Source organism: Clavibacter lycopersici (genome assembly GCF_003576405.1).
GTDB lineage: Bacteria > Actinomycetota > Actinomycetes > Actinomycetales > Microbacteriaceae > Clavibacter > Clavibacter lycopersici.
Genome location: NZ_QWGT01000518.1, coordinates 1 through 557, shown reverse-complemented (window position 1 = coordinate 557; position 557 = coordinate 1). Strand labels below are relative to the sequence as shown.

The following is a 557-nucleotide window of genomic DNA, read 5'->3' as shown; positions in this document are numbered from 1 at the left end:
GGGGACGGGGACGTACCGCCGGATCGCCGGGTCCTGGCAGGCGGCCGTGATCGCGTCGACATCGCCCAGGGCGGGCGGGCGGAGCGTGAGGCGCGGGGTGCGGAGGGTGACGGGATCCATCGGCCCACGCTACCGGCGGGCCGGACGCGACGACGGCCCGCCGCCTCCGGGGAGGCGACGGGCCGTCAGGGCGATCGGCGGATCAGTCGCGCGGCTTCCGCCCGCGACGCTCCGGTGCCGCACCGCGCTCGGTGGCGCGGGGGCCGCCGCGGTCGGGGCGGATGTCGATCGGCCGGCCGTTGATGACCGTGCTCGCGAGCCGGTCGATCTTGTCCTGCGGCAGTCCCGCGGGCAGCTCGACGAGCGAGAAGTCCGGGCGGATGTCGATGTGGCCGAAGTCCTCGCGGCTGAAGCCGCCCTCGTTGGCGAGCGCGCCGACGATCTGGCGGGGCTCGACGCGGTGGCGGCGGCCGACGTCGATGCGGTACGTCGCCATGTTGCCGCTGCCGCGCGCGGGACGGGCGCGACGCTCGCCGCGGTCGTCGCCGTCGCGGCCC

1 protein-coding gene is annotated in these 557 nt (G+C 77.4%); it reads right to left on the bottom strand.

Annotation, left to right across the window (positions count from 1 at the left end; translation table 11 throughout):
* Positions 1–202 precede the first annotated feature (202 nt).
* Positions 203–557, bottom strand: a 355-nt coding sequence (locus DZG00_RS16300) for a DbpA RNA binding domain-containing protein (protein ID WP_199689849.1), incomplete at its 5' end; no start/stop codon positions are given.